This window comes from Streptomyces sp. NPDC050121, from assembly GCF_044460385.1.
In the GTDB taxonomy this organism is placed as follows: Bacteria; Actinomycetota; Actinomycetes; order Streptomycetales; family Streptomycetaceae; genus Streptomyces; species Streptomyces soliscabiei.
Genome location: NZ_JBITJV010000016.1, coordinates 154,719 through 180,771, shown reverse-complemented (window position 1 = coordinate 180,771; position 26,053 = coordinate 154,719). Strand labels below are relative to the sequence as shown.

At 68.9% G+C, this 26,053-nt stretch carries 23 protein-coding genes and 1 pseudogene; 13 read left to right on the top strand and 11 right to left on the bottom strand.

What is annotated here, in order from left to right; translation table 11 throughout:
• Positions 1-73: 73 nt before the first annotated feature.
• The 5 genes from ACIBTS_RS24840 to paaN are packed head-to-tail and all read right to left on the bottom strand — an operon-like array spanning position 74 to position 5,427.
• A complete protein-coding gene (locus ACIBTS_RS24840; RefSeq protein WP_399322228.1) occupies positions 74-904 on the bottom strand; it encodes an enoyl-CoA hydratase/isomerase family protein in 831 nt (276 codons plus the stop codon).
• Positions 895-1,755, bottom strand: coding sequence for a 3-hydroxyacyl-CoA dehydrogenase family protein (locus tag ACIBTS_RS24835; RefSeq protein ID WP_399322226.1), 861 nt, complete (start codon positions 1,753-1,755; stop codon positions 895-897). The genes ACIBTS_RS24840 and ACIBTS_RS24835 overlap by 10 nt, the downstream gene beginning before the upstream one ends.
• Positions 1,752-2,501 carry an enoyl-CoA hydratase/isomerase family protein gene (locus ACIBTS_RS24830; protein WP_399322224.1) on the bottom strand — a complete coding sequence of 250 codons (750 nt, stop codon included), beginning with the start codon at positions 2,499-2,501 and terminating at the stop codon, positions 1,752-1,754. Before ACIBTS_RS24830 ends, ACIBTS_RS24835 begins: the two co-directional genes overlap by 4 nt.
• Complete coding sequence (locus ACIBTS_RS24825; RefSeq protein WP_399322223.1) at positions 2,498-3,721, bottom strand: thiolase family protein; 1,224 nt, start codon at positions 3,719-3,721, stop codon at positions 2,498-2,500. Before ACIBTS_RS24825 ends, ACIBTS_RS24830 begins: the two co-directional genes overlap by 4 nt.
• Positions 3,721-5,427, bottom strand: a complete 1,707-nt coding sequence (gene paaN / locus ACIBTS_RS24820) for a phenylacetic acid degradation protein PaaN (protein WP_399322221.1) — start codon at positions 5,425-5,427, stop codon at positions 3,721-3,723. Before paaN ends, ACIBTS_RS24825 begins: the two co-directional genes overlap by 1 nt.
• Positions 5,428-5,523: 96 nt before the next feature.
• Here paaN and paaI point away from each other — a divergent pair, with 96 nt between their 5' ends.
• The 4 genes and pseudogenes from paaI (at position 5,524) to styD (ending at position 10,991) form a co-directional block, all read left to right on the top strand.
• Positions 5,524-5,955 (top strand): hydroxyphenylacetyl-CoA thioesterase PaaI, encoded by a 432-nt coding sequence (gene paaI, locus ACIBTS_RS24815; RefSeq protein WP_399322219.1) that lies wholly within the window; start codon positions 5,524-5,526, stop codon positions 5,953-5,955.
• The gene (paaK, locus tag ACIBTS_RS24810) at positions 5,952-7,298 is read left to right on the top strand and encodes a phenylacetate--CoA ligase PaaK (RefSeq protein ID WP_399322217.1); all 1,347 of its coding nucleotides are present in this window, start codon (positions 5,952-5,954) and stop codon (positions 7,296-7,298) included. Before paaI ends, paaK begins: the two co-directional genes overlap by 4 nt.
• A gap of 25 nt (positions 7,299-7,323) precedes the next feature.
• Positions 7,324-7,895: pseudogene (locus tag ACIBTS_RS24805) on the top strand (TetR/AcrR family transcriptional regulator); the annotation flags it as partial.
• 279 nt (positions 7,896-8,174) lie between these two features.
• On the top strand, positions 8,175-10,991 hold the full coding sequence (gene styD, locus ACIBTS_RS24800; protein WP_399322216.1) for a phenylacetaldehyde dehydrogenase StyD: 2,817 nt from the start codon (positions 8,175-8,177) through the stop codon (positions 10,989-10,991).
• 495 nt (positions 10,992-11,486) lie between these two features.
• Here styD and ACIBTS_RS24795 read toward each other — a convergent pair whose 3' ends face one another.
• Both ACIBTS_RS24795 and solA read right to left on the bottom strand, forming a co-directional pair.
• On the bottom strand, positions 11,487-12,101 hold the full coding sequence (locus ACIBTS_RS24795) for a TetR/AcrR family transcriptional regulator (RefSeq protein WP_399322214.1): 615 nt from the start codon (positions 12,099-12,101) through the stop codon (positions 11,487-11,489).
• 192 nt (positions 12,102-12,293) lie between these two features.
• Positions 12,294-13,430, bottom strand: coding sequence for an N-methyl-L-tryptophan oxidase (gene solA, locus ACIBTS_RS24790; RefSeq protein WP_399322212.1), 1,137 nt, complete (start codon positions 13,428-13,430; stop codon positions 12,294-12,296).
• A 423-nt stretch (positions 13,431-13,853) separates the two neighbouring features.
• On the opposite strand from solA, the gene ACIBTS_RS24785 reads away from it, so the two are divergent.
• The 8 genes from ACIBTS_RS24785 to ACIBTS_RS24750 all read left to right on the top strand — a co-directional run bounded on the left by ACIBTS_RS24785 (position 13,854) and on the right by ACIBTS_RS24750 (position 22,031).
• A complete protein-coding gene (locus ACIBTS_RS24785; RefSeq protein ID WP_399322211.1) occupies positions 13,854-14,876 on the top strand; it encodes a phosphotransferase enzyme family protein in 1,023 nt (340 codons plus the stop codon).
• Positions 14,877-15,036: 160 nt separating this feature from the next.
• The gene (locus ACIBTS_RS24780) at positions 15,037-15,288 is read left to right on the top strand and encodes a hypothetical protein (RefSeq protein WP_399322209.1); all 252 of its coding nucleotides are present in this window, start codon (positions 15,037-15,039) and stop codon (positions 15,286-15,288) included.
• Between the two features lie 16 nt (positions 15,289-15,304).
• A complete protein-coding gene (locus tag ACIBTS_RS24775; protein WP_399322207.1) occupies positions 15,305-15,511 on the top strand; it encodes a hypothetical protein in 207 nt (68 codons plus the stop codon).
• A 65-nt stretch (positions 15,512-15,576) separates the two neighbouring features.
• Positions 15,577-17,055, top strand: coding sequence for an APC family permease (locus ACIBTS_RS24770; protein WP_399322206.1), 1,479 nt, complete (start codon positions 15,577-15,579; stop codon positions 17,053-17,055).
• 309 nt (positions 17,056-17,364) lie between these two features.
• Positions 17,365-18,468: an S-(hydroxymethyl)mycothiol dehydrogenase gene (locus tag ACIBTS_RS24765; RefSeq protein WP_399322204.1), complete on the top strand. Its 1,104-nt coding sequence runs from the start codon at positions 17,365-17,367 to the stop codon at positions 18,466-18,468.
• Positions 18,468-19,121: an MBL fold metallo-hydrolase gene (locus ACIBTS_RS24760; RefSeq protein WP_399322202.1), complete on the top strand. Its 654-nt coding sequence runs from the start codon at positions 18,468-18,470 to the stop codon at positions 19,119-19,121. Before ACIBTS_RS24765 ends, ACIBTS_RS24760 begins: the two co-directional genes overlap by 1 nt.
• Positions 19,122-19,303: 182 nt before the next feature.
• The gene (locus ACIBTS_RS24755; protein WP_399322200.1) at positions 19,304-19,633 is read left to right on the top strand and encodes a hypothetical protein; all 330 of its coding nucleotides are present in this window, start codon (positions 19,304-19,306) and stop codon (positions 19,631-19,633) included.
• Positions 19,608-22,031, top strand: a complete 2,424-nt coding sequence (locus ACIBTS_RS24750) for a SpoIIE family protein phosphatase (RefSeq protein ID WP_399322199.1) — start codon at positions 19,608-19,610, stop codon at positions 22,029-22,031. Before ACIBTS_RS24755 ends, ACIBTS_RS24750 begins: the two co-directional genes overlap by 26 nt.
• 33 nt (positions 22,032-22,064) lie before the next feature.
• Here ACIBTS_RS24750 and ACIBTS_RS24745 read toward each other — a convergent pair whose 3' ends face one another.
• Positions 22,065-22,634 carry a MarR family winged helix-turn-helix transcriptional regulator gene (locus tag ACIBTS_RS24745; RefSeq protein WP_399322197.1) on the bottom strand — a complete coding sequence of 190 codons (570 nt, stop codon included), beginning with the start codon at positions 22,632-22,634 and terminating at the stop codon, positions 22,065-22,067.
• 272 nt (positions 22,635-22,906) lie between these two features.
• On the opposite strand from ACIBTS_RS24745, the gene ACIBTS_RS24740 reads away from it, so the two are divergent.
• Positions 22,907-24,214, top strand: a complete 1,308-nt coding sequence (locus tag ACIBTS_RS24740; protein ID WP_399322196.1) for a DEAD/DEAH box helicase family protein — start codon at positions 22,907-22,909, stop codon at positions 24,212-24,214.
• A gap of 100 nt (positions 24,215-24,314) precedes the next feature.
• Here ACIBTS_RS24740 and ACIBTS_RS24735 read toward each other — a convergent pair whose 3' ends face one another.
• The 3 genes from ACIBTS_RS24735 to ACIBTS_RS24725 are packed head-to-tail and all read right to left on the bottom strand — an operon-like array spanning position 24,315 to position 25,898.
• A complete protein-coding gene (locus tag ACIBTS_RS24735; protein WP_142270619.1) occupies positions 24,315-24,638 on the bottom strand; it encodes a hypothetical protein in 324 nt (107 codons plus the stop codon).
• 55 nt (positions 24,639-24,693) lie between these two features.
• Positions 24,694-25,671 (bottom strand): hypothetical protein, encoded by a 978-nt coding sequence (locus ACIBTS_RS24730; RefSeq protein ID WP_399322194.1) that lies wholly within the window; start codon positions 25,669-25,671, stop codon positions 24,694-24,696.
• Positions 25,668-25,898, bottom strand: a complete 231-nt coding sequence (locus ACIBTS_RS24725; protein ID WP_399322193.1) for a hypothetical protein — start codon at positions 25,896-25,898, stop codon at positions 25,668-25,670. Before ACIBTS_RS24725 ends, ACIBTS_RS24730 begins: the two co-directional genes overlap by 4 nt.
• Between the last annotated feature and the right edge of the window lie 155 nt (positions 25,899-26,053).

Sequence of the window (26,053 nt, the reverse complement as noted above, 5' to 3'; positions counted from 1 at the left end):
CTCTCCCTACCGACCGTTCGTTCGGTGGATGATATGACGAAGTTCCTGTGCTCGGGCAAGTGCCGGAGCGTGGTCAGTTCCCCGTGAAAGCGGGTGTCCGGCCGTCGAGGAAGGCACGGACGGCGTCGCGGTGGTCCGCCGTCGCGCCGAGTCGTTCCTGTGCGGCGGCCTCCGCCTCCAGAACCGCGGCCAGGTCGCCGTCTGCCGTGGTTCGCAGGAGTGCTTTGACCTCGGTGTACGCGGCGGTGGGACCGACGGCTTGCCGCCGGGCGAGGTCGAGCCCCCGGTCGGCTGCGGTGCCGTCCGGCACGACGTGGTGGACCAGGCCCCACCGCTCGGCCGCCCCGGCGTCGAAGCGGTCGCCGAGGAGCAGCAGAGCGGCTGCCCGCGACGGTCCGACCGCTTGCGCCAGTGTGGCGCTCAGCCCGCTGTCGGCCGCCAGACCGATGCCGGTGAAGGCGGTGGCGAAGCGGGCACCCCGGGCGGCCACCCGCAGGTCCGCGCAGAGGGCCAGCCCGAGACCGGCGCCGACACAGGCGCCCTCGATGGCCACGACCACCGGCTGGGGCAGCGCGCGTATCTCCGTGATCAGAGGGTTGTACTCCGCCCGCACGATGTCGAAGGCCGATTCGGGGCGGGTCTCCAGGGCGTCGGCGTGCTCCTTGAGGTCCTGCCCGACGCAGAAGTGCCGGCCCTGGGCGGCCAGCAGCACCGCGCGCACCTGTTCGCCGTCGGCACGCACCTGCCGTACGGCGGCCAGCAGCCCCTGGCGCAGGGCCGCGTCGAGGGCGTTGCCCGCCGACGGCCGGCGCAGTTCGACGACGGCGACGCCGTCCCGCAGTGTGTAGCCGACGGTGGCCGCGCCGTCGGCGGCAACGTGCTCGGCCGTCCCGGTCACCGCCATGAGTGGAACCCCTGTCCCGTCTTGCGGCCGAGTTCGCCGCGGGCGACCTTCTGGCGGAGCAGTCGCGGCGGAGCGAAGCGCTCACCGAGGGTGGCGTGCAGGTGCTCCGCGATGGCCAGGCGCACGTCCAGGCCGACCAGGTCGGTCAGGCGGAGGGGGCCCAAGGGGTGCTTGTAGCCGAGCCGCATGGCGTCGTCGATCGCCTCGGGTGAGGCCACGCCCTCCTCGACCATGCGGATGGCCTCAAGTCCCAGGGCGACGCCGAGACGGCTGCTGGCGAAGCCGGGCGAGTCCTTGACGACGACGTCCTTCTTGCCCAGGCAGTGTGTCCAGTCCAGGGCGGTTTCCACGGTGGCCGCGTCGGTGTCAGGCGCCACCACGATCTCGACCAGCTCCGAGGCCGGCACCGGGTTGAAGAAGTGCATGCCCAGGAAGCGGCCCGGCCGGGTGAGCGCGGCGGCCAGTTCGGTGACCGACAGCGAGCTGGTGTTGCTGGCCAGGAGGGTTGTCGCGCTCACCGCCCGTTCGGCGGCAGTGAGGACCCGGGCCTTGAGCGCGGGGTCCTCCGGGACGGCCTCCACGACCAGATCGGCGTCGGTGGGCAGGGCATCCACCGAGCCGGCCGTGCCGACCCGGGCGAGGACGCGTTCGGCGGGTTCGGCGAGGCGGTCGCGTTCGGCGGCCCGCTTCAGCCCGGTCGCCACACGGTCCAGCGCGGCGGCGGCGGCTTCGGCGCTGCTCTCGGCGATGGTCACGGCCGAACCGGCGGTCGCATAGGACTGGGCGATGCCGGCGCCCATGCGGCCGCCGCCGATCACGCCGACGACGGCGGGTGCGGTTGCTGTGGTCATGCGCGGTTCCTCTTCTCCAGGAAGCGGGTCATGCGGTCCTTCTTGTCCTGGCCCTCGAACAGCACGGCCTGGGCCAGGTCGTCGGCGACCGGGTGGGCGCCGGGGGAGTCGACGACGAGCTTGGTCAGGCGCAGCGCGGTGGCCGAGGAGCGTGCCATGCGGTCGAGCAGCGTGTGGGCCGCGCTCAGCAGTTCGTCCGCCGGTACGACGTCGATGACCAGGCCGACCGCCAGGGCGGCGGCCGCGTCGAGGTCGCGTCCCGCGAGCAGGACCTGCTTGGCGACCGACTCGCCGACCAGCTCGGGCAGCCGCCAGCAGGCACCGGCTGCGGCGAGGATGCCCAGGCCCGGCTCGGGATTGCCGAAGACGGCGTCGGGTCCGGCGATGCGCAGGTCGCAGGCGTACGCCAGCTCCGCGCCGCCCCCCAGGGCCCAGCCGTCGACGGCGGCGAGGGTGGGCATGGGCAGTCGGCGCACCCGCTCGAACAGGCGGCTGTTGATGCCCTGGAGGGCCTCGTCGCGGCCTCGTCGCAGCAGTTCGGCGATGTCGGCGCCGCCGGCGAACACCTGTCCGTGACCGGTGAGCAGCAGCAGCCTCGGTTCATGCTCCAACAGGGCGCAGACCTCGTGGAGTTCGGCGATCATCCGGCCGCTGATGGCGTTGCGGGCCTCGGGACGGTGCAGAGTGACGATCACCCGGTCGTCGCGCTCCTCGACCAGGAGCGTCTCGTAGGCGGTGTCGGTCATACCCGCTCCACCAGCATCGCGACGCCCTGTCCCACGCCGACGCACAGGGTGGCGAGTCCGCGCGTGGCGTGCTCGCGCTCCAGGCGGCCCAGCAGGGTGAGCAGGATACGGGCGCCGGAGCACCCCAGCGGGTGCCCCAGGGCGATGGCGCCACCGTCGGCGTTGACCCTGTCCTCGTCCAGCTTCAGGCGGCGCGTCACGGCCAGGGCCTGCGCGGCGAACGCCTCGTTCAACTCGATGGCGTCCAGGTCCGCCACCTGCCAGCCGGCCCGGGCCAGAGCCTTGTCGGTGGCGGGGACCGGGCCGAGGCCCATGATGTTGGGCTGGACGCCGGCCGAGGCGGAGGTGACGATCCGGGCCCGCGGGGTGAGGCCGTAGCGCCGGACGGCCGCCGCGCTCGCCACGACGAGCGCGGCGGCGCCGTCGGAGAGCGGTGAGGAGGAGCCGGCGGTGACGATGCCGTCCTCGCGGAAGATGGTCCGCAGGGCGCCGAGCTTCTCCAGCGTGGTGGAGGGACGGGGGCCTTCGTCGCGGGTTACCTCGCCCCCCTTCACGGGGACGGGCACAATCTCGCGGTCGAAGCGGCCCGCCTCCTGGGCGGCCAGGGCCCGCTGGTGGCTGCGCAGGGCGAAGGCGTCGGAGTCGGCGCGGGTGATGCGGTCCAGGGCCGCGACCTCTTCGGCGGTCTCGCCCATGGTCAGGGTGAGCTTCACCGTCTCGGGTCCGGCACCGGCGGGCACCACGCGGTCGGCAGCCTCGAAGCGGGGGTTGGTGAAGCGCCAGCCCAGCGAGGTGTCCTGCACCTCTCCCGGCTTGGCCCAGGGCGTGCCGGGCTTCTCCATCACCCATGGGGCACGGGTCATCGACTCCGCGCCGCCCGCCACGACCAGGTCGGCCTCTTTGGCCCGGATTGCCTGGGCGGCGGAGGCGACCGCCGTCAGGCCCGAGGCGCACAGCCGGTTGACGGTGTAACCGGGCACGGTGTGCGGCAGGCCGGCCAGCAGGACCGCCATGCGGGCCACGTCCCGGTTGTCCTCGCCGGCCTGGTTGGCGGCGCCGAGGATCACCTCGTCCACGGCCTCGGGCGGGATGCCGGAGCGGCGCACGGCCTCGCCGATGACGAGGGCCGCCAGGTCGTCAGGGCGTACGGAGGCCAGAGCGCCGCCGTAGCGGCCCTGCGGGGTACGAGCCCCGTCGATCAGGTAGATGTCCTCGGACACTAGGCGCTCTCCTCGGCGGTGACGGGTCGACGGGACTGCAGGACGGCGAAACGGCCGGTGACGAAGGCGGCGTCGGACAGAGTGGCGCTGGCCGCCGGGTTGGCCGCGCTTCCATGGAAGTCGCTGAAGGCGGCGGACTGGTTGACGAAGACCTGGCCGGTGAGGTTCGCGGACAGGTGCACGCCGGCGTCCATCGCGGCTTTCTCGGCCGCGGCCAGCACCTTTTCATCGGTGGAGTAGACGGCGGCGATCAGCGCGCCGTGCACCCGCACCGTCTCGCGAAGCAGGTCCAGGCTGTGCCGGGTGGAGTCGGTGCCGACGACGAAGGAGACCGGGCCGAACCACTCCCGGGTGAAGACCTCACGGTCGGCCTCCGCGTCCAGCCGCGCTATGAGCGGCGTGCGGACGTCCGCCTCGGCGTACTCCGGGTGCTGTACGGCTGTCGACGCACGCACCGTACGGCCGACCCCGGCGGCCTCCGCCAGCCGGTCGCGCACGCCGTCGTTCACGATCGCGCCCAGGGTGCCGGCGGCCCGGGCCGCATCGGCGTGCAGCCGGTCCAGGGCGGCCGCCAGGTCGTCGGCGAACTCGTCGGCCGTCCGCGGCCCCTGGTCGGTGATGATGCCGTCGCGCGGGATCAGCAGGTTCTGCGGGGTGGTGCACATCTGTCCGCTGTACAGGGAGAGCGAGAAGGCGAGGTTGCCCAGCAGGCCGTGGTAGTCGTCGGTGGAGTCCAGGACGACGGTGTTGAGGCCGGCCTTCTCCGTGTACACGGTGGCCTGGCGTGCGTTGGCCTCCAGCCAGTCGCCGAACTCGCTGGAGCCCGTGAAGTCGATGATCCGTACGTCCGGGTCGAGGGCGAGTCCGGCTGCGGCCCGGCCGCCGGGCTCTTCGGCCACCAGGAGCGCGAGATCGGGATCGAAGCCCGCTTCAGCCATCACCTCGCGGATCACGCGGACCGTGATCGCCAGCGGCAGCACGGCACCGGGGTGCGGCTTGACCAGGACCGGGTTGCCCGTGACGAGCGAGGCGAACAGGCCCGGATAGCTGTTCCAGGTGGGGAAGGTGTTGCAGGCGATGACCAGTGAGACGCCACGACCGACCGGCGTGAATTTCTTGTCCATCACCAGCGGGACGCCCTTGCGCTGTGGCTTGCTCCAGCGGGCCGTGCCCGGGTGTTTCTTCTGCTCGGCCCAGGCGTGGGCGACCGCTTCGAGCCCCCGGTCCTGGGCGTGCGGGCCGCCGGCCTGGAACGCCATCACGAACGCCTGACCGGTGGTGTGCTGCACGGCGTGCGCGATTTCGAAGCTTGCCGCATTGAGCCGGGACAGGACCTCAGCCGCGACAGCGGCACGCGTGTCCGGACCGGCTTCGCGCCAGGCGGCCGTGGCTCCCTTGGCGGCGGCCACGGCGGCCTCCGGGGAGAGCCGCGGGTAACTGATCCCCAGCGGAAAGCCGTACGGGGACTGCTCCCCGGGGGCCACACGCCCCTCTCCCGGATGTCCGGGCAGGTCGAAGGGCCTGCCGATCTGCTCCCGAAAGACCGCCTCGCCCAGCTTGGGCGCGTCTTCGCCGTACGCCGTCTTGCTGGGCGATTCGGGGTACGGCGTCCAGTGCTCCCGACTCTCGGTCGCCTTCACCGCCTGTTCCAGCAGGGTGCGGTGGCGCGCGAAGAAGTCCGTCGTCACCGAGGCTGTGTCGTGCATGTGGCTCACCTCTTGACAGGGTGTGGCGCAGCTTGAATTACTTGGCGGGCCGCACGCTAACCGAATGTTCGGTCGGTTAACAAGGTGGTGTAAACCGTGACGGAAGCAGTGCCATCCACGGCGGGGCCGGCAGCGCGCATGTTCGCAGCCGACCAGGCTTCGCGACTCCTCGGCATCGAGCTGCTGGAGCAGGGCGAAGGGACCGCCGTGTTGCGCATGACGGTGACGGCGTCCATGGTTAACGGCCACGGGATCGCCCATGGCGGGTGTCTGTTCCTCTTCGCCGACACCGCCTTCGCCTGTGCCTGCAACAGTCACGGCCCCGTCACCGTTGCCTCCGGCGCGGAGATCACTTTCGTCGCCCCGGTGCGGAAGGGCGACGTCCTGGTGGCCACCGCCCGAGAAGTCACCCGCTTCGGACGCAGCGGCATCTATGACGTGAGTGTGAGACATGGCGACGCGGCGATCGCGGAGTTCCGCGGACGCAGTCGCAGCACCCGGAACACGGATTTCAAGGAGCACCCATGACCACCGAACCGACAGTACGGGTGGACACCCCGACCCGGCGCGGCGAGCCGCTTCCGGCGGATCTGCTGGACGACGCCGAGCGGATGTCGCGCCAGGAAGTGCGCGATCTCCAGCTGCGCCGTCTGCGGCAGACGTTGCGGCATGCCTATGAGAATGTCGAGTTGTACCGCAAGAAGTTCGACGCGGCCGGAGTAGCCCCCGACGACTGCCGGACCCTTGAGGACCTGGCCAGGTTCCCGTTCACCACCAAGGCCGACCTGCGCGAGACGTACCCCTTCGGCATGTTCGCCGTTCCCATGTCCGAGGTGCGGCGCATCCACGCCTCCAGCGGTACCACCGGCCGGCCCACGGTCGTCGGCTACACGGAGAACGACCTGTCGAACTGGGCGGATCTCATCGCCCGCTCGATCCGCGCCGCCGGTGGCCGACCCGGTCACAAGGTGCACATCAGCTACGGGTACGGCCTGTTCACCGGCGGTCTCGGCGCCCACTACGGCGCCGAACGCGCCGGCTGCACCGTGATCCCCGCCTCCGGCGGCATGACCGCCCGCCAGGTGCAGATCATCCAGGACTTCGAGCCAGAGATCATCATGATCACGCCGACCTACATGCTCACCCTGCTCGACGAGTTCGAGCGGCAGGGCGTCGACCCTCGTACCACTTCCCTCAAGGTGGGCATCTTCGGCGCCGAGCCCTGGACGGAGGAGATGCGCCGCGAGATCGAGGAGCGCATGGACATTCACGCCGTCGACATCTATGGCCTCTCCGAGGTGATGGGTCCTGGTGTCGCCCAGGAGTGCGTGGAGACCAAGGACGGCCTGCATGTGTGGGAGGACCACTTCCTCCCCGAGGTCGTCGACCTCCTCACCGACGAGGTCCTCCCCGACGGTGAGGACGGCGAACTCGTCTTCACCTCGCTCACCAAAGAAGCGCTGCCCGTCATCCGCTACCGCACCCGGGACCTGACCCGCCTGCTGCCTGGCACGGCACGTACCGCCTTCCGCCGCATCAACAAGATCACTGGCCGCTGCGACGACATGATCATCCTGCGCGGGGTGAACGTCTTCCCGACCCAGATCGAGGAGGTCGTCCTGCAAACGGCCGGCGTCGCCCCGCACTTCCAGATCCACCTCACCAAACGAGGCAGGATGGACCACATGACCGTCCGGGTCGAGGCGCGCCCGGACGCCGGACCGGAGCAGCGCGAGAGCGCCGGCCGGGCCATCGCCAAGGGCGTCAAGGACGGCGTCGGCATCAGCGTCGAGGTGGCCGTCGTGGAACCGGAGTCACTGGAACGCTCGCTCGGAAAACTCCGCCGGGTGAAGGACGAGCGCGAAGCATGATCCGATTCCTTGCAACAAGGACCGCGTGAACAACAGGCCCGCAGAACAGCCCGTTCGGCCCCGGGAGCGGCCTTCTTACGACCGCGACCCCCTGTTGGAAGTCGCGGTCGTCGTCTTCAACGAGCGCGGTCACGACGGCACCAGCATGGAAGAGCTGGCACGCCGCCTCGGCCTGGGCAAGTCGAGCATCTACCACCACGTGGCGGGCAAGGAGGAACGCCTCGGCCTCGCGGTCGGCCGTGCGATGGACTCCCTCATTGCCGTACTGGACGAGGATCCGTGGAGGACACGACCGCGATCGCCCGTCTGCGGCACGTCGCGCGACACGGCGTCGAAGTACTCGCCGCCGAGCTGCCATACGTGACGTTGCTGCCGCGCGTCCGCGGCAACAGCGGCGTCGAGCGCGGGGCCCAGGAACCGGGCTCTACGAAGAAGGTAATGGGCGTACGTGACGACATCGAACCGCACCTGGTGAGTCGACTGCTGTTCGGTACCGTCAACTGCCTGGTCGAGTGGTAGCGACCGGAGGGCGGGCTGCCTGTGGCTGTGCTGTCAGATGCCCTGTCGGCCGTACTTTTCGACGGTCTGGCCGACCGATCGACAGGTGATGGAGGCCGGCCGCGAGCCTCTCAGGCCCGGCGCCGAACTGATCGGACCCGCCCGGCACCCCGACGTCCCGGTCGACTGCTGCTCTGTGGGCCCGTACGTCCGTAACGCCGGCCTCAGTGCCCCGAGATCGCCTCCGTGATAGGGAGCGCCGAAAAAATTGAACGGTCAGTATGGAAATTGGTCGATCAGTATTGACCTTAAACGGCCATTCAACCTATCGTTCTGGTCACCCCTTAGGCAGGAGGGGCCAGGCCGACTGGAGACTTCATGACGACCGCCAGCACATGGGCATCGCGGGCTCTGATGGCTCGCCGGAGGGCCACGCTGGGGCCCCACTCACCGACCTTCTACGACGAGCCGCTCCACCTCGTGTCCGGAGAAGGCGTGTGGCTCCGGGGGGCGGACGGGACCGAATACCTGGACGCCTACAACAACGTTCCGCAAGTAGGGCACTGCAATCCCAGGGTCGTCGAGGCTCTCGCTTCCCAGGCGGCCCGTCTCAACATCCACACGCGCTATCTGACCGAGCCGGTCGTGGAGTACGCCGAGACGCTACTGGCCACCTTCACCCGACCGCTGGACAAGGTGTTCTTCACCAACAGCGGGTCCGAGGCGAACGAGTTGGCCCTGCGGATCGCCCGCCAGCACACCGGGAACACGGGCGTCCTGGTAACGGACTTCAGCTACCACGGCAACACGTCCAGTCTCGCCGCTGTCACCACCGGACTGCCCGTCAGGGAGGAGCTGGGCGCTCACGTCCGCGCCCTGCGCATCCCCGACCTCGACGGCGATCCCCGGCCCGAGGACATCGTGCTGGCCGAGGCGCTGAAGGAAGCCGCGGCCGCCATCTCCTCTCTGCGGGCGACGGGCGCGGGGGTGTCCGCGATTCTCTTCGACCCGCTGTTCTCGACGGAGGGGCTGCTGCGCACCCCGGCCGGTTATGTCGAGTCGGTGGTGGCGATGGTCGCGGAGGCCGGAGGGCTGGTCATCGCCGACGAGGTGCAGGCCGGTCTGGGACGGCCCGGCACCCGCTTCTGGGGGCACGAGCTGTACGACTTCGCGCCGGACCTGGTGACCCTCGGCAAGCCCATGGGGAACGGGCATCCCCTCGGCGCGGTGGTGACTACCGCGGAACTTCTGGACGAGTTCGGCGCGGCGAACCTCTACTTCAACACCTTCGCCGGCAACCCCGTTTCGGCGACCGTGGGCCTGGCGGTGCTCCACGAGACGGCAGACCGGGAGCTGCAGGAGAATGCCTTGCGCATCGGCCGGTACGCCCGTGAACTGCTGGAGAAGCTCGCAGGCCGGCACCCCCGCGTGAAGACCGTCCGCGGGCAGGGACTCTTCTTCGGCCTCGAATTCGTCGATGACGACAGTCGACCCGACCCCAGGCCCGCCAAGTGGATCGTCGAGGACATGCGGCGCAAGGGCGTGCTGATCAGCAAGATCGGGCCGCACGAGAACGTCCTCAAGATCCGACCGCCGATGATCTTCGGTCAGGACCACCTCGATCTGCTGGTCGACCGGCTCGCCGCCAGCCTCGATGACCTGGAGACCGCCGAAGCACGCCGTGGTGCGACTCCGCCCGCCAGACAGATCACCGAGAACGGAGTGGACATGGCACGCACCACCATCCCCGCAGACATCGCCTTCCAGACCGAACTGTTCATCGATGGCAGGTGGCGGTCGGCGTCGAGCACCTTCGACAACCTGAGCCCAGCCAACGGCACGCTCCTCACGCGGGTTGCCGCGGCCGACGAATCCGACGTGGACGACGCGGTTCGTGCGGCCCGCCGCGCTCTGAACGGCTCGTGGGGTGCGCTCTCGGGCGCCGAGCGGCAGCGGCTCCTGCTCCGGCTCGCCGACCTGATCGAGCGCGACGCCGACAAGCTGGCCCGGCTGGAGGCCCTCGACATCGGCAAGCCCGCCGTTCAGCCCGCGGTTCTCGACATACCGAACGCCATCGCCACCTTCCGCCACTTCGCGGGCTGGGCGGACAAGGTCCAGGGCGTCACGGTGCCGACGGCCGGCTACCAGGGCCGTCCGACGCACTCGTACACGGTGCGCGAGCCCGTCGGTGTCATCGCGGCGATCATCCCGTGGAACACACCGCTGATGATCACGGGCTGGAAGCTGGCTCCGGCCCTCGCCGCGGGCAACACGGTCGTCGTCAAGCCGGCGGAGGACGCGCCGTTGTCGGTCCTGCATCTGGCCAAGCTGATCGAGGAGGCCGGCTTCCCGCCCGGGGTCGTGAACGTCGTGCCCGGACTCGGCAGCGTGGCCGGCGCCGCGCTGGTCCGGCATCCGGAGGTCGACAAGGTCAGCTTCACCGGTTCCCCGGAGGTGGGCAGGGAGATCCAGAAGGTCGCCGCGGACACCTTCAAGCGGGTCACCCTCGAACTGGGCGGCAAGAGCCCCCAGATCGTGCTTGAGGACGCGGACGTCGACGCGGCGGTCCAGGGCATCGCCCTGGGGTTGTTCTTCAACCAGGGTGAGGTGTGCGCCGCCGGCACCCGCATCCTCGTCCACCGGTCGCTCTACGACCGTGTGGTGAAGGCGCTGGCCGACGCCGCGAAGAGCCAGGTCCTCGGTGACCCGCTGGCGCCGGAGACCACGATGGGTGCCCTGATCAGCAGCGATCACCGTGAGCGGGTCCTGGCCTATATCGAGAAGGGGAAGGCCGAGGGGGCGCGGCTCGTGGCCGGCGGGGGCCGTCCCCAAAGGGACGGCTTCTTCGTCGAGCCGACCATCTTCGCGGACGTCGCCGAGGACGCGACGATCGCGCGCGAGGAGATCTTCGGCCCGGTCGGCGCGGTGATGCCCTTCGACGACGTCGACGAGGCGATCCGGATAGCCAACGAGACGGAATACGGCCTCGCCGCCACGATCTGGACCAAGGACGTCAGCCTCGCGCACACCCTCGCGCGACGCGTCCGCGCCGGTTCCGTGTGGATCAACGGCTGGGCGGCGATCGACCCCGCGCTTCCGTGGGGCGGGATGAAGGCCAGTGGCATCGGCCGCGAACTCGGCTGGAGCGGCATCCTGGCGAACACGGAAGAGAAGGTCGTCACCGTGATTCTGTGAACCGGTAACGCCCGCGCCCCGGCGGACAGCGACATGCTCGTCCACCGGGGCGCAGTTGTCTCGGCCGGAAAGTCTGAATGACCAGACGGTGTGTCCGTGGCCGGGCTCGTCGAAACGCTGAGGTCTGACCGCGGGCCGCTTCCGTATGGCCCGCGTGGTGTTCATTCACCCCGACGGCCTGCCGCCCTTCGCCGAGCTGGGCGCGGGCGCCGACGTCTCCCGGTTCATCTGGTTCACCAGTGCTCTCCAGGAAAGCATCAAGCAGCAGGTGCCACCGAGGCTCGATGCCCGGTTTCACTGGGAAAGCGATTCTGTCCCAGCCCGGCCTGACGGCGGAAACCTTGCACCGCTTCGGGGAGGAGTCCGCCGTCGACGAAGGAGGTATCGGGGCCTGCGGCTGTTCACAGCGCCGGCGGCTGAGGGCGGGCTGTGAAGTCGGTCGGTCACACCGACGGACCATCGCCTGACTGACGGGCGGTACCTGAGTCTGAGGCCCTACAAGCCGCTGACCAGGGCTTGCATCGCGGGCAGGATCTCCGTGGGCATGGCTCTGGAACGTCCTACCTCGGAGAGGCCTGATCGCATGGCACCCACCAGGAGATCGGCTATCGCCCGCGCCGGGGCCTGCGTCTTCGCGGTGCCGGCCTCCTGTGCAGCGGCAAGGTCCGCGGAGATGAGATCGACACACACCCGGGAGGCGTGCCCCCGTACCGGATCGAGTGCCTGGTCGAGCCCGGGGTCGTCGATTGAGTAGAAGCGGCCGATCAGTGGCCTGAGCCCGATCTCCAGCACGACTTCGGTGAGAGCGACCACCCGGGAGGCGAAGTCACCCTCCGCGGTATAGATCGCCGAGGCCGCCTCGATGATCTCGTCGTTGATCTCCTCGTACAGCTCACGGAAAAGCTGCTCGCGCCCTTCGGGAAAGTAGGTGTACAGGGTCGCCTTGGACACTCCGGCGCGTGACGCGATGTTCTCCACCGACGCCAACCCGTAGCCGGACTCCGCGAAGACCTCCAAGGCCGCGTCCAGGAGTTCGCGGCGCGTACGCAGCCGGTTCCGCTCGCGGAGCGTCAGACGGGGGCGTTCCTGCGGTGTCGTCTTGCCCGCCACGAGAGACATCCTTTTGTGCTCGGTTGTTCGGCCGATTTTCGTTTCCCTGACGATAGCCGTACCGCTCCGCACCGCGTGAAGGTCGGGCGAACCGCCTCGATCACAGGCGGGGCGTTCCCCTGCCCGAAGGGTCACAGCGGCGACGCCCTGCCGGGGGAGTCGCGGGCGTCACTCGGGGCGGCCCGGGGACCCTCACACGAGCGCTCGGAACCGTTCGGGAGCGAACATCGCCATGTCGGACCTCTCGATGCCGGTCGCCAGGTCCGCGAGGGCTTCGCCCACGACGGGCGCGTACCGGAAACCGCGCCCCATGCAGCCCGCGCCGAAGATGATCCGTCGGTGCTTCGGGTGAGCGCCGATGACCCAGTGCCCGTCAGCGACTTCGCTCCACATGCAGACGGTGGAATGGATGGGGTCACCGTCGATTCCCGGTATGCGCTTGCGTACGTACTCGCGGACCACGGCGAGTTCGCTCTCCGTGGGCTGGTGGTCGCTCAGCTGGTCCGGGGCGATCTCGTTCCCGCGCGATGGGAGGCTGACCTTGAAGCTGCCGTCTGGTTCCGGGCAGCCGTAGAACGGGGCGGCGTCGTCACCGGGCGGGGCCGAGAAGTAGACCGCGGTTTCCGGCCGGGAGCCCTCTGGGGCGGCGAAGTTGAAGAGGACTTGGCGTTCCACGGCCACGGGCAGGTCCAGGCCGAGCAGTTGTCCGGACCAGGCGCCCACGGCCACTACGAGCCGGTCTGCGCGGTAGGTGCCCGACGGGGTGCGGACCTCCACGCCGTCGGCATCCTCGCTGTATGCCTCGACCGGTGTTTCGAAGCGCAGCTCGGCGCCGTGGCGACGGGCCTGAGCGTGTAGGGCCTCGATGCCTTCGACGACCAGCGCCACGGTGCCGTGCGGTTCGAACACTGCGGTTTCGTCGGCGTCCACCTCGAAGGCCGGGAACCGGGATCGCGTAGTGGGGCCGTCGAGGATCTCGTGCTTGATCGCGGAAGTTTCCAGGCTCTTGAGGGTCCTGTCGAACCAGCCGGAGCCAGGCTTGCCGATGAAGACGGTGCCGGATTCGACGAGCAGGTCGTGGCCGGCCTCGGCGGAGAGTTCGCGCCAAAGGGCGAAAGTGCGGTGGGTGAGGGGGAGGTACTCGGTTCCGGTGCTGTTGGACTGGCGGGCCAGCCGTGTCGCTCCACCGTGGCTCCCGTAGCCGTGCGGAGGAGTGTGGCGGTCGAGGCCCAGCACCTTCAGTCCTCTCCTGGCGAGATGCCAGCTACTGGCGGCTCCCCAGGGGCCGAGTCCGGCGACGATCACGTCGTAATCGTTTCGTTCATGCATGAGAGGCCTCCTAGGCGCATGTGTTCGAAAACAGAGGACTGCTGTGTCACCTGTGGCTGATGAGAGGGGAGAGGGTCTCGAAGCGGCACCGGCGGCGGACGGTCGAGGCGCCACCTTGACGGCGATTACTGTACGACCCGTCCAGACTTTGAACTAGTGGTCAACGTAAATACTTGGCCAGCCGGTCCGGGTTCGGGGGTGGCCGGCCAGGGTCCCGCCACGGGGTGCGCCAGGTTTCGGTGCCATAAATTTTGAACGCTTCGTAAAGTAATTGGGCCCTCGGTATTGTCCCCGTCTTTCCGCCACCCTACTGTTCTCGCCACCGGTACGGCCCGGGGGCCGCTGTCAGCCATCGGTTGACGCCGGGAGGGTGCCGCCATCGATCCTGCGTACTTCGTGCCAGACCCGCCAGGAGGATCCATCATGGCCAAGAGCGGCCAGGAAGAGACGTCTGAAAACTGCCGCATTGCTGCAGGGCTGCGTATCGCCGCCGAGGCCCTACCGCGGTTCGGGATCGACGCCGATGTTCCGATCGAGCTGCTACCGCTGTCGGAGAACGTCGCGTTGCGCGCCCGTCCCGCCGACCGTCCGCCGGTCGTGGTTCGCATCAGCCCGCCCGGTCAGCGTGCCCACGAGGAGGTGTGTTCTGAGCTCGCCTGGCTTGCGGCGCTGAAGAAGGAGTCGGACGTGCCGGTGGTGAGCGCACTCGTCAGCGACTCGGGGGAGTCGGCGATCCGTGTCGCCGATCCCGTCACCGGAACCATGGCCAGCCTCGTCGTCTTCGAACACGTCACCGGCAAGGAACCGCAGGACGGTGAACTCGCCGCGATAATGCCTCGCTTGGGGCATATCTCCGCTCAGCTGCACCAGCATGCCGTCGACTGGAAACGGCCCGCCTGGTTCCGCCGTGGCCGCTGGGACACCGAGGCCGCCTTCGGGAAGCAACCCCGCTGGGGGCGTTGGCAGGCGGGCGTCGACGACAGGGGGCAACGACAGATGCTGGAGCGTCTCGAACAGGTCGTGACCGACCGCCTCAACCGATTCGGAACCGATCGAAGCCGCTTTGGACTAGTCCATGCTGATCTGCGCAGCTCCAACCTCCTCGTCGACGGCGATGTCTGCCATCTCATCGACTTCGACGATGCCGGCTTCGGCTGGTGGCTCTACGACCTGGCCACGGCCCTGACGTTCTACGAGGACCACCCGCAGTCCGATGAGATGATCGCCTCGTGGGTGCAGGCGTACCGTGAGGTCCGCCCCCTGTCCGACGAGGACGAGAGGGAGATCCCGACGTTCCTGATGCTGAGGCGGCTGCTGACTCTCGCCTTCCTCGGCAACAACTCTGGCATCGAGGTGACACGGGAGTGGCTGGCCGAGTTCCCCCGGCGGACCTGCGAGCTCGCTGAGAACTACCTCGGGCAGTTCGACAAAAGGCCTGTCGCCTGACACGTACCGCCGACGTTCCGATGCCGCTCCACCACCAACGCCGGCCTGGTCGAAGGCGGAAGCGCGGTACAGGACGAGATCCTCGCGCTGGGCGACGAACCGCGGCCCGCTCTGCTCCGGTCCGAGGCTGCAGGGCCGCGCAGGACAGAGAACCATCCAGATGGCCCTGGACGTGTTCGCCGAGGCTTCACGGGTCAACGGCCCGGACGGCCCGGCGCGTGAGGTCGCGCTCCGCACCTACATCGACGGAGCGGACGTGGAGCGATTCCGTGAGCTCAACGTCATCGCCGCCGATCTGGCGCCGGCGATCTGGCAGATTATGGAGTACGAGCCGTACTGGGCGACGGCTACCGGTTCGCCTCACCGCACAAGGCCGACGCCCGTAATGACCATCGGATCCGACTGGACGTGAACTCTCCGTCGACCTGGTGTACGCCCTGCGCGCGCCGACGAATGAGGGAGTCCGAGCGGTCGAACGCGCCGAGGGGCCGGGCTCCCTGGAACCGGGCAAGTACGCCGACTTCATGGTCTTCGATCGCCGCAACCTCTACGAGGTGCTGGCCGACGGCATCGGGGACACGAAAGCCGTCCGCACGGTCTTCGAAGGGTGCACGGTACACGCTCTCGCCATCTGAGTCCGCCGAGCCATTCCCCTGACCGACAACCCTTCAGCTTTCAGATTCGCGAGACAGGACCCAACATGAGCAAGAGAACTCAACCGAGGGCCGCCGACACAGCGCGGGTTTCCGGGGAGAGCGACGGCACCGAGAACCGCCTCCGCGGCCGGATGGGCGTGATCGAACTCGCCTTCACCGTCCTGGCGTTCGCCGCTCCGCTGGCGAGTGTGGTGGGCGTGCTGCCGCTGGTCATCGGGTTCGCGGGGGCGGGGGCCCCTCTGGCCTTTGCCGCCGCGACCGCGGTGCTGCTGCTCTTCTCCGTCGGCTACACCACCATGAGCCGCTTCCTGCCCAACCCCGGCGCCTTCTACGCCTACATCAGCGCCGGTCTGAGCAAGGTGGTGGGGCTCGCCGCGAGCTTCCTCGCCATCCTGGGGTACCTGATGATCGGGCTCGGTGTCACGTTCTTCTTCGGGATCGTCGCCCAAGACCTGGTGGTCAGTACCTTCCACGGCCCCGAGGTGCCGTGGTGGCTGTACTCGCTTGCCCTGGTGGCGATCGTCGGTGTCTTCGGGTATTTCAGGATCGACCTGTCGGCGAGGATGCTGTCCGCAGTGATGCTGCTCGAACTCGCGATCGTCCTGGTATTCGATGTGGCCGTGGCGGGGGAGGGCGGTCCTGAAGGCCGTACGCTCACCCCGTTCGCCTGGAGTTCCCTCAACGGAGGAGCGGTGGGAGTCGCGGTGCTGTTTGCCGTGATCACGTTCATCGGTTTCGAGGCCACCGCCATTTTCCGGGAGGAGACGAGAGACCCGCGGCGCACGATACCCCGGGCCACGTACCTTGCGGTCGCGCTCATCGGCGTCTTCTACACCCTCACGACGTGGCTGCTGGTCATCGCCTACGGCCCCACGGCGGCCCCGGGCATCGCCGGCAGCAACGCACCGGGCATGTTCACGGACGCCATGAAGGGTTTTGTCGGCACGTGGGCCCGGGACGCGGTGTCCATGCTGGTGGTGACCTCCGCCTTCGCCGCAGTGGTCTCGTGCCAGAACATCATCGCGCGGTACGGATACCTGCTGGGTGCCGACGGGGCCCTGCCGGCCGTGCTCGGGCGAGTGCACCCACGCCACGGGTCGCCGTACGTCAGCTCACTGGTCCTCAGCGCCATCCTCGGTGCCGGCGTGCTGCTGTTCTCCCGCAGTGACCCGGCCTCCTCCTACGCATGGCTGGCGGGAGCGGGCGGCTTCCCCCTTCTGGTGCTGATGTTCCTGACCGGCGTTGCCGTCCTGGTCTTCTTCCGCAAGGCACGTAGCGAGATCAACGACTCGACGTACTGGCACACGCTTGTCGCTCCGGCCCTGGCGTGCCTGGGCCTGGGTGTGGCCCTCTACCTCTCGCTGAGCAACTTCGTGCTCCTGACGGGCGGCGACCGCGGCACTGCCATCACGCTTCAGTTCGTCATCTGGGGCGTCTTCCTCGCAGGAATCGTCCTGGCACTGGTGTACCGATCGGTTCGTCCTGCGGTGTACGCACGCATAGGCCGGCAGTCGATCAACTGATCTGTCTCGCGCGGGAGTGCGGACTGGATGGACCGCGTCGACGAATGCACCCAGGCCACCGACCGCGACCTTCGTGATGTGTCTGGGCCGTTGATCGATACCGCGCGACGAGCCGTCCAGCAGGCGACGCAGGTCGGCCGTCGCTGACCGACAGGTGCGTCGCCGCATCGTCCGCACACCTGACCGAACGTGAAACTCGAACGGACCGTACAATTTCCGTCTCCATCGTCTTGACTTCGTACGGTTGGTGAATCCACACTCCACTGACTTGTCACCTGGCCCAAACGAGACCGTAGAGGAGTACGCAGCATGGCGCAGCAGGTCAAGGCCGTCGTCGCCCGCACGAAGGGGAAGCCGGTGGAGGTGGTGACGATCAACGTGCCGACCCCGGGCCCCGGTGAGGCGGTGGTGAAGATCCTGGCGTGCGGGGTGTGCCACACCGACCTGCACTACCGGGAGGGAGGCATCAACGACGGCTTTCCGTTCCTGCTGGGCCATGAGGCCTCGGGGATTGTGGAGGAAATCGGACCCGGCGTCACCGGCGTCGCGCCAGGTGACTTCGTGGTGCTCAACTGGCGGTCGGTGTGCGGTGAGTGTCGTGCGTGCAGGCGGGGCGACCCGCACTACTGCTTCAGCACTCACAACGCGACCCAGAAGATGTCACTGGAGGACGGCACGGAGCTGTCGCCCGCGCTGGGCATCGGGGCGTTCGCGGAGAAGACGCTGGTCGCCGCCGGCCAGTGCACCAAGGTGGACCCCGAGGCCCGGCCGGCCGCCGTCGGTCTGCTGGGCTGCGGGGTGATGGCCGGCATCGGCGCGGCGATCAACACCGGTGCCGTCACCCGCGGGAAGTCGGTCGCTGTGATCGGCTGTGGCGGCGTCGGGATGGCAGCGGTCGCGGCCTCGGCGCTGGCGGGTGCCGGCCCGATCATCGCCGTGGACATCGACGGGAAGAAGCTGGAGACCGCCAAGCGCATGGGAGCCACGCACGCGGTCGACTCCACGGCGGTGGATGTGGCGGCGGAAGTCAAACGGATCTGCGCGGAGACCTACGAGGGCGCGGAGGGCGCCGACGTGGTGATCGAGGCCGTCGGCCGTCCGGAGACCTGGAAGCAGGCGTTCTACGCCCGCGACCTCGCCGGCACCCTCGTCCTGGTCGGAGTGCCCACCCCGGACATGAAGCTGCCCGACCTGCCCCTCATCGACGTGTTCGGCCGGGGCGGCGCACTGAAGTCGAGCTGGTACGGCGATTGCCTGCCAAGCCGGGACTTCCCCATGCTGGTCGACCTCTACCAACAGGGCCGGCTTGACCTCGACGCGTTCGTGACCGAGGAGATCGGGATCGCCGACGTGGAGGCCGCCTTCGAGCGGATGCACCACGGCGACGTGCTGCGCTCGGTGGTGGTCCTCTGATGGCCCGGCCGTCGACGGGCCGGGTGCGAGTGGACCATGCCGTCAGCAGGGGGAAGTTCAGCCTCGACGGGAAGACCTACGACGTCGAGAACAACGTCTGGGTCGTCGGCGATGACACCGAGTGCGTGGTCATCGACGCCCCGCACTCCGTCGAGGCCATCCTCTCCGTGGTGGGCGACCGGACGGTCAAGGCGATCGTGTGCACCCATGCCCACGACGACCACGTCCGCGTCGCGCCCGCGCTACGGGAGCGAGTGAACGGAGGGTCGGGTGCGCCGATCATGCTGCACCCCGACGACCAGCCGCTGTGGGAGCTCACGCACACCGATCATCTCTGGGACCTCGACCTCGCCGACGGCGCGACGGTCGAGGTGGGCGGAGTGGCCCTGACCGTCCTCCACACCCCCGGCCACGCTCCGGGAGCCGTCTGCCTCCACGCCCCGGAGCTCGGCTGCGTCTTCACCGGAGACACTCTCTTCAAGGGCGGCCCCGGCGCGACCGGCCGGTCCTACAGCGACCGACCCACGCTCGAGGACTCTGTACGGACCAAGCTGTTCCCCCTCCCCGACGACACGGTCGTACACACCGGACACGGCGAGGACACCACCATCGGCGCGGAGCGTGCCGCTTTTGGCCACTCGGGCGGTTCGTGACGACCCCACGCATCGTTCTTCGGGTGAAGGAGGCGCTTTCTGGGGCCGGTGGCACGCGCGAGGTGGGGAGTCCAGTCGGGCCACACCGAACGACGCGAGCGACCCAGCGCAGGTCGGTCCGGACCCGCAGACGGCGCACCGGGGTGTCTGTACCGGCTCCGCCGCCTCAGGAGTGTGGGTGCATGACCGAGACGGTGGTCGAGGAGGGGGCCGGCGGCTGGGACAACCGGCCCGGATACGGTCAGGGACGGGAAGCTTTGATGGCCGCGGCCGTCAAGGTCGTCGCGCGAGGGGGCCTGCGGAAGCCGACGTGTCTGGACGGCCTGGTCTTCCACCAGGTCACGTCCGGCGCACCGGAGCGCACCGAGGAGGGTGTCGAGGCCTTGCGCCGGCTTCTCGCGGCCCATCGCGCGCAGGCGTCACCGAGGGCGACCGGCGGTACATTGAATGGGCCGAATCTCTCCGGCACCCACTTCGGGAGCGGCGATGACGAGCATTTTCCAAGGGCGTGACCAGCCGGTCCGGCCGCACGGCAGGTCTTCCCCGGCCATACCGACGCCCCTGGGCGCGACCGCGGTGCTGGACCAGCACCTGCGGTTCACCGGGTGGAGTGGGGAAGCCGAGGTGCTGTTCGGCCTGGCGTCCGAAGAGGTCCTCGGCCGGTCCGCCGACGCCGTTCTGGCCGATGCCGAGACGGGTGTCGGCGTCTCCTCAGCCGCTGGTGACGGTGGTGAGGCATGGTCGCTCGGCCCTCGACCGGTCCGCGGTGGTGACGGCCGCCCGGTGTCCGTCTCCTTGTCTCTCACCCCGCTCGCCCTGGGGGCGGGCGCGACCGGGTGGCTGCTGACGGCCATGGACGCCGAGCTGGCGTACCGGGAGGCCGTCGGCCGGGCCATGCTTGACGGACTCGACCGGGAAGCGCCCGTCCAGTTGGCGGTCTACGACACGGACGCCCGCGTGCGCTGGATCAACACCGCGATCGAAAAACAGTTCGGAATCCCGCTGGAGGGCGCTGCCGACAGGTTCCTGAAGGACATCCTGCCGCAGGGCGAGGTGCTGGGGGAGGACGACGGGACAGCCACGAGCATCGAAGAGATCGTCCAGCGCGTGGCCCGCACCGGCGCACCCGCGATCGACGTCCGCTACCGCAGCTCCACTTACCTCGACCCCCATCACGAACGTGTCTGGTCGTGTTCCTACTTCCGACTTCGGGACGAGCACGGCCGACCGATCGGAGTCTGTGAGGCCGGCCTCGACATCACCGACCGCTATGTGGCGCGCCGGCGTCTCGCCTTGCTCAGCCGGGCGAGCGGCAGTATCGGAAGGACCCTGGACATCCGGCGCACGGCCCAGGATCTGGCGGAACTCGTGGTTCCCGAGTTCGCCGGCGCCGTCACCGTGGACATCGTCGAAGCCGTCCTGGGCGGGCAGGAACCACAACACTTCGCCACCCGCCCCACCCTGTGCCAGGTGGCTCACCGCACCGATCACGCCGCGGCCGAGGACACCGCGTACGACGCACTGGACACCGTCCGCCTGCGGTGCCTGGCCGAGAACGCGCCGGCCACCGACGCGGCCGCCCATGCGCTCGCCCTTCCCCTCAAAGCCCGTGGCGCCACCCTGGGCGCGGTGGTCTTCGCACGCTCCCGACATGCCGACCCCTTCGAGCACGAGGAGATACAGCTCGCGGAAGAGCTCGTCTCCCGCACCGCGGTCTGCCTGGACAACGCCCGCCGCTACACCCGAGAACATGCGACCGCGCTCACGCTCCAGCGTGATCTGCTCCCGCGCACTCTGCCTCAGCAGCCGGGTGTGGAGGTCGCTCACCGCTATCTGCCCGCGGCCGGGCCCGCCGGCGTCGGAGGGGACTGGTACGACGTCATCCCCCTGTCCGGGGCACGCGTCGGGCTGGTGGTGGGGGACGTCGCCGGACACGGTACGAGCGCGGCCGCCACCATGGGCCGGGTGCGCACCACCGTCGCGGCGCTCGCGGCACTCGACCTCGCGCCGGACGAACTGCTCGCCCGTCTCGACGACCTCGTGGCACGCACCGGCGCCCCGCCTCCCGGGCCCGCCGAGGCCGAGGACCAGGCACTGGGCGTCACCTGCCTGTACGCGATCTACGATCCCGTCTCCCGGCACTGCGTCATGGCGCGCGCGGGCCACCTGCCGCCCGTGCTCCTCACCCCCGACGGACACGCCGAGCTCGTGGACCTTCCCGCCGGACCGCCCCTCGGCCTGGGCGGCCTGCCCTTCGAATGCGCCGACATCGAGCTGCCGGAAGGCGCCGTGCTCGCCCTCTACACCGACGGACTCGTCGAAAACCGTCACACGGACATCTACGCGGGAGTCAGCTCTCTTTGCACCGCACTCGCCGGGCCCGAGGACGGCCAACTGGACAAGACATGCGACAAGGTCATCACCACCCTCCTGCCCCAGCCCCCCGAGGACGACGCCGCACTGCTGCTGCTCCGAGTCCACGCCCTGGCCGAGAATCTGGTGGCGACGTGGGACGTGGCCTCCGACCCAGGAGAAGTCGCACGAGCGCGATCGCTGGCCTGCAACCAGCTGGCCGCGTGGGGAGTCGACGAAGCCGCGTCGTTCGTCGTCGAGCTCGTCGTCAGCGAACTGGTCACCAACGCGATCCGCTACGGCGGCGCTCCGGTGTGTCTACGGCTCATCCGGGAACGTGGCCTCATCGTCGAGGTCTCCGACGGCGGCCACACCTCGCCCCACCTGCGGCGGGCCGCGATGGAGGACGAGGGCGGCCGAGGTCTGTTCCTGGTCGCGCAGCTCACGCAGCGGTGGGGAACCCGGTACACGCCAACGGGCAAGACCATCTGGACCGAGGTGTCGCCGGTTCCAGCCCAGATACCAGGAACCTTCGCAGGCGAGGAATTCGACCTGTAGCGATCCGGGCTCCCCGTCCGGGACTGTCGCGGCTCAGGCCTTACGACGGCCGCTGCGGCGTGGCGCGGGGGCGGCACCGCCCAACAGATCCTGACGGCGCTTCTCGCCGTTCTCCTCCACCTGCAGCACCACCCGGCGCAGTCCGTCGGCGACGGTCCGGCAGTCCGCGTCGCTGAGCCGCCCGGTGACGAAGGATTCCTCCTCGTTGAACGCCGGAAAGACGCGCTGCATCAACTCCTGCCCTTCGTCGGTCAGGCTCAGCAGCACCAGCCTGCCGTCGGTGGGATGGTCCGCTCGCCGCACAAGCCCTCGTCCTTCCAACGTCCGGGCAACCCCCGTGAGCGTGCCCTTGGAAATCCCGGCTTCTTCGGCCACGTGCCGCGTCTCGGACTCGCCCCAGATCCAGATGACCCAGAGCACCACGAAGGCGGTCCAGGTCAGGTCGACTCCGCGCAGCACGGAGTTCTCCAGGTGCTGCCGCACCGCCGAGGCGGCGCGATAGATGTTGGCGACGACGGCCATCTGGTCATGCCGGATGCGACTACCGCCGAGCTTGGCCGCTGCCAGCTTCTCGGCTTCCGTGATGGATCGTTGGCCGGGCACGGGCACACTCCTTCAGGCTGTATGCGGTCACGGGAAACCATGGGCATCGTTCGGGCCCAAATTGTACGGAGTTCATGCACTGCCGGATAACAGCAGGGGAAACAAAGGCGGGCCAGAAACGCTGACGCGGTTTCTGACCCTGGCGGCGCTGCAGTATCCGGTGAAGCTGCCTGGATCCATCCGCAAGCGCGGGAATCACCCGCATGGAATCACTCCCTCGGGCCAGAATGGCTACCTGCCCTGCCTGCGCCGTACGCCGAGGACCCCCCCAGGTGACGCCCTCCAGCCCCGCAAACGCCCAGCACCCCGCCCGCCTGGCCCTGCGTACCGACCAGCAGGAGGGCATCGCCAGCACGGTCCGGCACCTGCGCCGCCCGCACACCCGCGGCCACGTCGTCTCGGCCTGCGGCACCGGCAAGACCCTCCTCGCGCTGCGTGCCGCCGAAGAACTGGGAGTGCGGCATCTGGCGGTGGCAGTGCCGAGCCTGGACCTGGTCGCCCAGTGGGCGGCCGCCGCCCGCGCCGACCTACGCCGCGAGCCGATGATCACCGTCTCGTCGCTGCGCGCCGCCTCTCATCCGGTACTGGCCGCAGCCCAGGCCGATTCCACCAACGCGGGGGAGTACCTGGCCTACTGGCTGGCCCGCCACCCCCGAGCGACGGTGTTCCTCACCTTCGACTCCCTGTCCAAAATCGAGGAAGCCCAGCACTCCGCCGTCTTCCCCGCACCCGTCTTCGACCTCCTGGTCGTCGACGAGGCCCACGCAACAGCCGGCACCTGGACCAAGAACTGGACCGCGCTGCACGACAACAGCCGTATCCCGGCCGACCGCCGTCTCTACCTCACCGCAACCCCCTACGTGTGGGAGGCACCGCGCCTGGCCGAGCCGCCCACCACCGGCCCGACCCCCAAACGCACGACCGCGACCGCCCCGCACTGGGACGACCCCACGCTGCTGGCCACCATGGACCAGCCGAAGATCTTCGGCCCTCGCCTGCACACCTACTCCCACGCCGACGCCATCGACGACGGCGTCCTGGCCGACTACCAACTCGTCGTACCCACTGTCACCGACACCCAACTGCGCACCGCGCTCACCGATCCGGAAGCCGGGCCCACCGCGCGCCGCACCACAGCCCTGCACCTGGCCATCCTCAAGGCCATGCAAGAGCAGGACCTGAAGCACGTGTTCGTGTACTTCCAGCAGATCGCCGACGCAGCCGACTTCGCCCGCCAGCTCCGCCACACCCTGCGCTCCCTGCCCGACGACCAGCGCCCCGACTGGGCCGACCACCTGAGCATTGCATCCATCGACGGCACCCACAGCCCCCACCAGCGCGCCGACATCCTCTCCAGCTTCGCCACCGCACGCCGCGGCGTGCTGGCCAACGCCAAGATCCTCGGCGAAGGGGTCGACCTGCCGGCCGTCGACGCCGTCGTCTTCGCCGACCTGTCGTCGCCCGGTCTTTCTGCGCTGTTGTTGTGCGTGTGCACTGCGGTTTCTCATTTTTTCTGGGTGGTCTTGTGGTGGCTGGGGTGCTCGGAGTGTGGGGTTGGGCGGAGGACAGCGACTGTCTGACCTGCTTGTACACAGGTTGATCGAGCGCAGTGCAGTTTCTCTGGGCGGCTACTTGAGGTGTCGTGTGGTGCGGCGTCAGGTGATCGTTTGTGGTGTCGGGCTAAAACCCGGGGCCCGGGTCACCGCCGCGCTGTCGGCATTCGGTCGCGGCGTCGAGCCAGTCGCCTGCTGGTTCGATGGCTTGCTCGCGCTCGATGCCGGAGTCGACCCTTCCGTCGGCGGGGCGGGCGTCATCGGCGATGTCGCGGGCCCGCTGGCACGGGTCTGATGATGGGCTGGACAGCTCAGCGAGACCGCCGATGACGCTGAACGAGAGGGCGATGACCGCCGCCGCGGCCATCATCAGGCCTGCGCTCCGGTCCTGTATGAGGCGCGGCAAGTGGCGCTGCCAGCGGAAGTACGGGATGCGGTCCCGGCTGTTCACAATGCTCCCCGTCGAAATGGCTGAGGCATGGATTCTGTACCTGCTGAGTCGGACGTCAGGCGGCGTCCGGGTTGGTGAGGCTCTCCTTGGTGAGGGTGACGCGGGTGGCTTTGCCGGCTTTGCTGGCGGTGGTGGTGGGTGGCAGGACGCGGACGTGGATGAAGTAGACGCGGACGCCGGAGATTTCGGTGTAGGGGGGCCAAGCTCCGGGGGTGCCGTCAGTGGGGAGTTCGAGGAGCTTGTCGGTGATGTTGTAGATGACGAGGTAGGCGGTGTGCTGCCCATAGTCATGGGCGTACTTGATGACTTGGTGCACGCCTTTGGCGAGGTAGCTCTTGCTCCGGCTCTTGCCGTCGAAGATCTTGCCGTCGCAGACGAGGGGGTCGCGGCCGTCGAGGTCGCCGATGAGGTCGGCTTCGCCAGAAGCTGAGCGGGGCTTGGCGTGGGTGATGTGGTCGCCTTCGAGGAAGAGGAAGCGCTGCAGGTCGAGGTTGTAGACCTCTTCGCCGTTGGTGCGGTCGGCGTCGAAGCGGGTGTAGAGCTCTTCGCGGTCGAACCACTCGATGCGGGTGCGGTAGCGCTCGAGGGTGTGCAGGATGCTGCTTTCGGCGCCGACGCGTTCGCTGAGGAAGTCGAACAGGGGCTGCAGGATGTCCTCGGCGAACTCTCGCCAACTGTCCTGATGGCGTTTTTGCATGCTGTAACCGATCGCGGTCCGCAGCCCGACGTCGGGGTTGCTCGCTTCCTTGGAAGCGATGTCCTGCATCAGCTCCCAGATGAGAGCGGCTCGCCCTTGTTCGGTTCGGCTGGGCCAGACGAACCGGCCGCTGCGGGTCAGTCCGGTGCGGAATCGCTCCCGGTCTACACCTGGCTCTGCCCGGGACGCCTCTTCGAGGAGGCCTTTGAGGGCTGGTTGGCTGTTGATCCAGGTGACGGCGAGGCGGACTTCGTGGCTGGCGCTGGAGTAGGGCGCGGTCATGAGTTTGCGCAGGCGTTCGCGTACGGCGACCTGGAGGCGCTGCTGGTACTTCACCGGAAGAGGCCTTTCAGAGCTTGTGCGATCTGCTGCTGGACGGCGTCGCCCGCGTTCTGCGCGCTGCCGGTCTCGTCGACCAGCCAGATGTGGGTGTAGCAGCAGGGGCAGGTCACGGCGGTCTGGGCCACGATCTCTGAGTAGCGGACCCACATCAGGTAGTCGCAGGCGGGGCAGGCCGTTTCGAGGTCCGCGCTCAGGAACTGTGTCGCGAGGGAATCTCCCATGGCGGGATTGTTCCGTATGGGTCTGACAGTGGTGGTGTTGTCGGTTCTATCTGGGGTGGATGCTGTGGCGTACCTGTCGTGCAGGCTAATTGATCTTGGTTGTGACCTGCTGTTGCTCAGCTGTACTGAGTGGTACGTCTGTATTCCACGGGAGG

Bases quoted from the DNA above. Each gene is read 5' to 3' on its own strand.
- ACIBTS_RS24750 (WP_399322199.1), top strand. From the start codon at position 19,608: ATGACGAGCATTTTCCAAGGGCGTGACCAGCCGGTCCGGCCGCACGGC.
- ACIBTS_RS24835 (WP_399322226.1), bottom strand. From the start codon at position 1,755: ATGACCACAGCAACCGCACCCGCCGTCGTCGGCGTGATCGGCGGCGGC.
- ACIBTS_RS24765 (WP_399322204.1), top strand. From the start codon at position 17,365: ATGGCGCAGCAGGTCAAGGCCGTCGTCGCCCGCACGAAGGGGAAGCCG.
- ACIBTS_RS24830 (WP_399322224.1), bottom strand. From the start codon at position 2,501: ATGACCGACACCGCCTACGAGACGCTCCTGGTCGAGGAGCGCGACGAC.
- paaN (WP_399322221.1), bottom strand. From the start codon at position 5,427: ATGCACGACACAGCCTCGGTGACGACGGACTTCTTCGCGCGCCACCGC.
- ACIBTS_RS24760 (WP_399322202.1), top strand. From the start codon at position 18,468: ATGGCCCGGCCGTCGACGGGCCGGGTGCGAGTGGACCATGCCGTCAGC.
- ACIBTS_RS24770 (WP_399322206.1), top strand. From the start codon at position 15,577: ATGAGCAAGAGAACTCAACCGAGGGCCGCCGACACAGCGCGGGTTTCC.
- ACIBTS_RS24840 (WP_399322228.1), bottom strand. From the start codon at position 904: ATGGCGGTGACCGGGACGGCCGAGCACGTTGCCGCCGACGGCGCGGCC.
- paaK (WP_399322217.1), top strand. From the start codon at position 5,952: ATGACCACCGAACCGACAGTACGGGTGGACACCCCGACCCGGCGCGGC.
- ACIBTS_RS24785 (WP_399322211.1), top strand. From the start codon at position 13,854: ATGGCCAAGAGCGGCCAGGAAGAGACGTCTGAAAACTGCCGCATTGCT.
- ACIBTS_RS24780 (WP_399322209.1), top strand. From the start codon at position 15,037: ATGGCCCTGGACGTGTTCGCCGAGGCTTCACGGGTCAACGGCCCGGAC.
- solA (WP_399322212.1), bottom strand. From the start codon at position 13,430: ATGCATGAACGAAACGATTACGACGTGATCGTCGCCGGACTCGGCCCC.
- styD (WP_399322216.1), top strand. From the start codon at position 8,175: ATGACGACCGCCAGCACATGGGCATCGCGGGCTCTGATGGCTCGCCGG.
- ACIBTS_RS24755 (WP_399322200.1), top strand. From the start codon at position 19,304: ATGACCGAGACGGTGGTCGAGGAGGGGGCCGGCGGCTGGGACAACCGG.
- ACIBTS_RS24725 (WP_399322193.1), bottom strand. From the start codon at position 25,898: ATGGGAGATTCCCTCGCGACACAGTTCCTGAGCGCGGACCTCGAAACG.